Genomic DNA, 7,026 nt, shown 5'->3' with positions numbered 1-7,026 from the left:
GATAGAAAAAAGGAGCCCAATTCGTAAGTGAATTGAACCCCTTACTCTCTCATCAACACCCGTTGACAAAGAGCCGATTAAAGATTGACAATCGGAGTCATTATCCTAGTCGTAGTTGAGGTGCTTGTCTTGGTCCAAAGCGTTAATTTCGGCAATTTCATCAGCCGTTAAGTTAAAGCCGGAGATGTCGAAGTTCTCGCGAACCCGGGCTGGCTTAGAGGACTTAGGGAAGACCACAAAGCCGGTATCAACTTGCCACCGTAAAACAATTTGAGCGGGTGACTTCCCGTACTTGTCAGCCAACTTAGCAATCACGGGGTCCTCAAGAATCAAGTGACCGTGACCGATTGGGGAGTAACCTTCGTTGACCAGTCCGTTGTCCGTATCGAATTTGCCTAATTCGGCCTGAACCTTGTAAGGGTGGCGTTCGATTTGGTTGACCATTGGCTTAACCTTTGCCATGGCAAAGACCTGGTTGAGTTGGTCTTCAGAGAAGTTGGAAACCCCAATAGCCCGAACCTTCTTTTGTTGGTAGAGGGTTTCTAAGGCTCGCCAAGTGTCTAAGGTCAGGTCGAAGTTTTCTTCATTTGGCCAGTGGATCAGGTAGAGGTCCAGGTAGTCTAATTGTAAGTCAGAGAGTGTTTGTTCAAAGGCGGCCAGCGTCTTGTCATACCCCTGGTCGGCGTTCCAGACCTTAGAGGTGATGAACAGGTCGGAACGATCAATGCCGGAAGCCTTGATGGCCGCACCAACGGCGGGTTCGTTGCCGTAAATGTGGGCACAGTCGAGGTGCCGGTAGCCGGCATCTAAGGCCGTCTTGATGGATGCTGGAACGTCCTTACTGTCGATTAAGTAAGTCCCAAAACCTAACATTGGGATAGTAACGCCGTTGCTTAATTGTGTCGTTTCCATGTGATTACCTCGCTATATAAATATTTTTAAAATCACCGTACGTTTATCTATGATACACTGCCGGGCGAATAGTTTCAGGGATTGTCCCTTATCAGGGGTAAAACAGCTGGTCGTCTAAGAGAAAATCGGTCTCGGAAAAGGGCAAGTCAATCATCCCATTGAGGTTGGTTGGCTAGCCCTTTTGACTGAGGCGTAATTTCTTAGGATGCGATTATTTGCTCTGATCGAAGGCTTTTGACCGTTCACTCCAGTTGGACAACAGGGTATAAACCGTGTCTAAGTCAGCCGCAGAGGTTTCTGCGAGGACTTCATCCCAGAGTGACAGTTTGATCTGACGAATGGTCTCACAGGCCGCCAAGCCACGCGGGGTGATGCTGACCCAGGTTGTTCGGTGGTCGACGTCATCCGGCGTTCTCGTGGTGTAACCGGCCTTCTCAAGGCGAGTCATTTCACGGCTGACGAGGCCTTTGTTAATGGCTAATTCGGTTGTGATTTGTTTAGCCGTGATGCGGTCGTGTTCACTGATGAGTAGGAGAAAGTTAGCATTACTAGCGTTAATGTCGGGGAGCTTGAGTTCGCGACTCATGGCCGTCTGGAAGCGACGGTGTAGCGCTCCAATGAATTTTCCAAGTTTGACAATATCCAAGGCAAAGGCCTCCTTTAATGTCAGTATAGCATAAAATATAGTTGACAAATAAACTAAATGCGGCTATTCTGTAATAGTTGCTTTATCAACTATATAGGAGACTTTAAAATGACTTTAAAACAGCGATTACTTTTTACTTTATTGATGTGTACCGGGATGGCCAGCAGTATGAGCTGGTTGGGGATGGCTAAGAGTCAGGGGATTAATCTGGCCATGTGGCGGTTGTTTGGATTGGCGGTCGTCCCGACAATTCTCTTTGCCTTTGTCTTTAACCTCTTAATTGTGGTCAATCTGAGTAATTTGCTCATCAAATGGTGGACACGACGACTCGTTAACGAAGAGACCATTCAACTCAAGGCCGGTACGATTCGAAGCTGGACGATGTTACTCGTCATGTCATTTACGATGAGTACCCGCGCCTTACTGATGAACGGGACCTTGTTCCATATGTCTGTGACCCAATTTATTCTGAGCTATTTTGGCACCTTGACGATGGCGTATTTTATCCGGGATCTTTTTGTCATGCCAGCCATTCAACACTTTATTAAAAACTAAGCAGAAAACCTGCGATTTTAATCGCGGGATGAATGCCAGAATTTAGCACATTTTTCGAAACATATGTTCCCCTTTTGGGGACTAAACATGGTATAATGAATCCAATCTACAGGGGAGGTATCCATTGGTTAAATTGGGGCGAACAATCAAGCTGAGACTCTATCCGGACACTAGGCAATCGGAACAATTTCTAGCGATGAGCCAGGAATATCAACGATTAGCTAACATTGTCAGTCAATGGATCTTTGACCATGAGTTTCAGTTAAGCTGGTTAAAAATAAATCACCATCTTTACAAATTACTTAGAGAAAAATCAGAACTCAATAGTCAGATGATTCAGTCTGTCTTTCGAACGGTCTCTGCTCGTTATAAGACCGTTCAAAAACAAATGAAACAACATTCTTATCGCTACAAAAATGAAGCAAATAAATGGATTAAAGTTCCGAGAAACCTGACCTGGTTGGTGAAACCCATCCAGTTTCGTCGACCACAAGCAGATTTGGTTCGCCAGAGTAATTACTCTTTTGTAGATGAGATGCAACAAATCTCGCTGACTACTTTAGGCAAACGGACTAAGTTGAACTTCACTAATAAAGGATTCGAAAAATACTTTACCAATGACTGGAAGTTCGGAACTGCTAAGTTAGTTCATAACCAGGGCAAGTGGTTTCTGCACATTGGTATCACGAAAGAAGTTGGTGATTTCGATACTAAGGATAATCCGCAAATCGTAGGGATTGATCGTGGCTTGCGCTTCCTAGCAACTGCTTTTGATAGTGAAGGAAAGACGTTATTCTTCGATGGGAGAAGGATCTTACGTAAGCGGAAAAAGTTTCTTGAAGTCCGTCGACAACTACAAAGTAAAGGTACCAGGTCTGCCAAGAAAAAACTGAAGCGACTGGCTCAACGAGAGAACCGCTGGATGACCGATGTGAATCATCGGCTAGCTAAGACACTCGCTGCATTGTATGGCCCGCATACGCTCTTTGTTTTGGAAGACTTAACCAATGTGACCTTTAACACAGATGATTTGCCTAAGTCTTTGCATAATAGCCACCGTTCCTGGTCTTTCTTTCAACTAGAATCTTTCTTAACGTACGAGGCTCAGGTTATTCAAAGTACCGTCGTGAAAGTGAATCCAGCATTCACCTCACAGAGATGCCCTAAGTGTGGTTTGGTTGAGAAGAACAATCGCCATCATGACACTCATGAGTATTGGTGTAAGAAATGCCAGTATCGTTGTAACAATGACCGATTAGGAGCAATGAATATTAAGATGCTCGGACAGGATTGGTTGAGCGGTGTTAAGCAGCCAAAAATTAAAAAGCTAACAACTATTGGGTAGATCCTGATAGTTAAACGGGTAGCTGTCAATTACCCGATGATGTTGCCACTACGAGTAGGAGTTCCCTAACAGGCATGTTGGACTACTGTGTCGTCAGACACGTGAGCGACAAGCCTCTGAATTCATTCAGGGGCAATTGACGAGTCGCAAGATGCAGGAACAGAGTGTGGTCAACGCCGAAAACAAGGAAAGTAAATCATAATAGAGACTAAAAAAACGTGATCCCTTAGCCTGAAAGGCCGGTGGGATCACGCTTCGTGGATCTTGGCAGGCAATTGTGGCCTGTCATTTTTTAGTTGTACAAATTATTTAGGCTGATCACTAACGACAATTAGTCGCGGGCGTTCAACACTTCTGGGCCATCTTGACGGCCGACGATAACCGTGTTGACCGTGTCCAAGAACAAGCCGTGTTCCACGATACCAACGATGCCATTTAAGGTGTTGGCTAATTCGTGTGGGTGATCAATGCGGCCCAGGTGCAGGTCGATGATGTAGTTCTTGGAATCGGTTAAGACGTGGCTACCGTCTTCGTTCATCCGGAAGGCAGGGTGTAAGTCCATCTTGTCTAACTTTTCCAGAACGTGGCTGGAACCGAATGGGATGACTTCCAAAGGTAGTGGGAACTTGCCTAAGTGGTGAACCATCTTGCTTTCGTCAACGATCCACATGTTCTTCGTGGAGTTGATGGCGACGATCTTTTCCCAGAGGTGAGCGGCACCGCCACCCTTGATACCTTGGAAGTTGTCGTCGATTTCGTCGGCACCGTCGATGGTTAAATCAAGGTGGTCAACTTCATCCAACTGCTTGATGGTAATCCCCAGAGATTCGGCTTGCTTAGCGGAACGGTCGGAAGTCGCCACCCCAACGATGCTGAGGCCTTCTTCCTTGACGCGCTTACCTAAGGCGTCAATCATGTAGCGAACGGTCGAACCGGTTCCGATTCCGAGAATCATGCCATCTTTAACGTACTTGACAGCTTCTTGGCCCACGAGGGCTTTTAATGCGTTTTGATCCATGCTGAATTACTCCTCTTCTGTGTGACGTAAATTTAAGGCAACTGGCTGGACGGCGGTCGGCCCCGTTACCGGTAGCTGGTTAGCCGCCAGTAGGTCGGGAGCGGGATGTTGCGAGAAGTAGCGCTTGGCGTACGGATCCAGGACTTTGACAGTGACGTCGTTGTCCTGCGCTAATTCAACGAAGCGGCTAATCAACTGCTGCGCAACGGCTGAAACGTCTTGGGAGGGACGAACAAAGAGCTGCTCGAGTACCCAAGAGGTGGGGCTCAATTGAAGGTAGTGCAGACTCGCGATTAACTGTCCGGCAGACGTGATGGTCAGCCGTCCGGGATGTTCCGTAATGGTCATGCGTGACTCCTTTCCAAACCAGGCTTCCCCTCGATTTTGGTCTATCCACGCCGGCTTGTCAACTAATTTTGGCAGGCGGGACAATTTTACTGGTAATCGAGGGGAAAGGTGTTTACTCTAGTAACAGAGTGTCAAATACAGACTATAAGAAGAGGAAGTGCCAGTATGCAACGGGGATTTGAAGTTGTCAGTAAGTACGCCAACCAGGGAGTAAAGTTACCCTATCGGACGACCCAGCAGGCCGCCGGCTATGATTTTGAATGTGCCGAGGACTTTACGTTACCTTCAATTTGGCGACACGATCTGTTACACGCCTTCAAACGGTTACGTCACCGCGAAACGTTGACCACGACTGAACTCATGGCGGGTCAGAGCGACCTGAAGCCTTGGCTGGTTCCTACGGGAATCAAAGCGTACATGCAGCCAGGCGAGGTGCTCATCCTGGCTAACCGATCGAGTAATCCGCTCAAACACAATCTGATTTTGCCAAACGGGGTCGGGGTCATCGATGCCGATTACTATAATAACGAAAAGAATGAAGGCGAAATCTTCGTTCAACTGGTGAATACCGGCTTAAGTGATGTGGTGATCAAGAAGGGCCAACGGATCGCGCAAGGAATTTTCATGCCTTATTTGTTAGCCGATGATGAACAAGCGCCACAGCAACAACGAACCGGTGGATTTGGGTCCTCTGATCGTAACTAATTCTTTAGAATTGAGCTAACGGACTAGTGGGGGATTGCCCGGTAAATATGCTAGAATAAAGATACGAAAACTGAACGGATTTGGGGGATGAACGTGGCCAAAACGAAAACGAAATTTGTGTGTCAAAATTGTGATTACAGTTCACCGCGTTATCTGGGGCGTTGCCCGAACTGTGGGGAATGGAACACCATGGTTGAAGAAGTCGTGGCACCCGCTAATGCGAAGCCCCAATCGACCCGGGTGACGGTGAGTGGCGAACGGTCTCATCCGCAACTGATGAATGAGATCAAACATACCACTGAGAGCCGGGTCAAGACTCAAATGGAGGAACTTAATCGCGTCCTGGGGGGCGGCATTGTGCCGGGCTCTCTCATTTTGATCGGTGGGGATCCCGGTATTGGGAAGTCGACCCTGTTACTCCAAGTCTCCGGCCAGCTCAGTGCGACCGGAGGCAAGGTGCTCTATGTTTCTGGGGAAGAAAGTGCCTCACAGATTAAGATGAGAGCGGACCGGCTGGTCGTCAACAGCGACAATCTTTACCTGTATCCGGAAACAGATATGGCTAGCATCCGCGCCAACATCGAAGAGATGCGGCCAGATTACGTGGTCATTGACTCCGTCCAAACCATGCAGGCACCGGGCATCGAGTCGGCCATCGGATCGGTCTCACAGATTCGTGAGGTGACGGCTGAGTTGATGCAGATCGCTAAAACCAACAACATAACCATCTTTGTGGTGGGTCATGTGACCAAGGGTGGCGCGATTGCCGGGCCTAAGATTCTGGAACACATGGTAGATACTGTGTTGTATTTTGAGGGTGACTTGCACCACACCTATCGGATTCTGCGGGCGGTCAAGAACCGTTTCGGCTCGACAAATGAACTCGGGATTTTTGAGATGCGTGAAGGGGGCCTCTATGAGGTTGCCAATCCATCGGAAATCTTCCTGGAGGAGCGATTGGCAGATGCCAATGGTTCAGCCATCGTGGTTTCCATGGAAGGGACGCGGCCAATTCTTGTTGAAGTCCAGGCGCTGGTTACCCCATCGGTCTTTGGGAACGCGCAACGGACCTCGAGCGGCCTGGATCGTAACCGAGTGGCCTTACTGATGGCGGTGTTGGAGAAACGGGCCAATCTGATGCTCCAGAACCAGGATGCCTTCTTGAAGGCTGCTGGTGGGGTTAAGCTGGATGAACCCGCTATCGACTTGGCGATTGCCATGAGTATTGCCTCTAGTTATCGCGACAAGGCGACGGCACCAACCGACTGTTTCGTGGGTGAAGTCGGGTTGACCGGTGAGATTCGCCGGGTTAGCCGGATTGAACAGCGGGTCGCGGAAGCCAAGAAGCTTGGATTCAAACGCATATTCGTTCCAAAGAACAATTTACAAGGCTGGAAACCACCCCACGATATTGATGTGGTCGGGGTAACCACCTTACGTCAGGCGTTGAAGCTGGCGCTGGGCGTTTAAAATTGGCAACTTTGAAAGGAGGTGAAT

8 protein-coding genes are annotated in these 7,026 nt (G+C 48.2%); 4 read left to right on the top strand and 4 right to left on the bottom strand.

Annotated features, from left to right (window positions below; translation table 11 throughout):
- Positions 1 to 105 precede the first annotated feature (105 nt).
- On the bottom strand, positions 106 to 912 hold the full coding sequence (locus OCU14_RS09260; RefSeq protein ID WP_261810788.1) for an aldo/keto reductase: 807 nt from the start codon (positions 910 to 912) through the stop codon (positions 106 to 108).
- A gap of 211 nt (positions 913 to 1,123) precedes the next feature.
- Entirely contained in the window at positions 1,124 to 1,558 is a 435-nt protein-coding gene (locus OCU14_RS09255) for a MarR family winged helix-turn-helix transcriptional regulator (protein WP_261810787.1), read from the bottom strand.
- 108 nt (positions 1,559 to 1,666) lie between these two features.
- Here OCU14_RS09255 and OCU14_RS09250 point away from each other — a divergent pair, with 108 nt between their 5' ends.
- The gene (locus OCU14_RS09250; RefSeq protein WP_261810786.1) at positions 1,667 to 2,113 is read left to right on the top strand and encodes a hypothetical protein; all 447 of its coding nucleotides are present in this window, start codon (positions 1,667 to 1,669) and stop codon (positions 2,111 to 2,113) included.
- A 124-nt stretch (positions 2,114 to 2,237) separates the two neighbouring features.
- Complete coding sequence (locus OCU14_RS09245; RefSeq protein WP_261810785.1) at positions 2,238 to 3,458, top strand: RNA-guided endonuclease InsQ/TnpB family protein; 1,221 nt, start codon at positions 2,238 to 2,240, stop codon at positions 3,456 to 3,458.
- 331 nt (positions 3,459 to 3,789) lie between these two features.
- On the opposite strand, the gene rpiA is transcribed toward OCU14_RS09245, so the two are convergent.
- Together rpiA and OCU14_RS09235 are read right to left on the bottom strand one after the other, a co-directional pair.
- The gene (gene rpiA / locus OCU14_RS09240; protein WP_057877376.1) at positions 3,790 to 4,476 is read right to left on the bottom strand and encodes a ribose-5-phosphate isomerase RpiA; all 687 of its coding nucleotides are present in this window, start codon (positions 4,474 to 4,476) and stop codon (positions 3,790 to 3,792) included.
- 6 nt (positions 4,477 to 4,482) lie between these two features.
- Positions 4,483 to 4,824: an N-acetyltransferase gene (locus tag OCU14_RS09235; RefSeq protein ID WP_261810784.1), complete on the bottom strand. Its 342-nt coding sequence runs from the start codon at positions 4,822 to 4,824 to the stop codon at positions 4,483 to 4,485.
- A gap of 165 nt (positions 4,825 to 4,989) precedes the next feature.
- Here OCU14_RS09235 and OCU14_RS09230 point away from each other — a divergent pair, with 165 nt between their 5' ends.
- Together OCU14_RS09230 and radA are read left to right on the top strand one after the other, a co-directional pair.
- Positions 4,990 to 5,529 carry a dCTP deaminase/dUTPase family protein gene (locus OCU14_RS09230; RefSeq protein ID WP_057878091.1) on the top strand — a complete coding sequence of 180 codons (540 nt, stop codon included), beginning with the start codon at positions 4,990 to 4,992 and terminating at the stop codon, positions 5,527 to 5,529.
- Between the two features lie 93 nt (positions 5,530 to 5,622).
- Positions 5,623 to 6,999 (top strand): DNA repair protein RadA, encoded by a 1,377-nt coding sequence (gene radA, locus OCU14_RS09225; protein ID WP_261810783.1) that lies wholly within the window; start codon positions 5,623 to 5,625, stop codon positions 6,997 to 6,999.
- Positions 7,000 to 7,026 lie beyond the last annotated feature (27 nt).

The sequence above is a fragment of the Levilactobacillus humaensis genome, assembly GCF_024345185.1.
GTDB classification, from domain to species: Bacteria; Bacillota; Bacilli; order Lactobacillales; family Lactobacillaceae; genus Levilactobacillus; species Levilactobacillus humaensis.
Note: the sequence above shows the minus strand (reverse complement) of the source record. Positions and strands in the feature narration are given on the sequence as shown.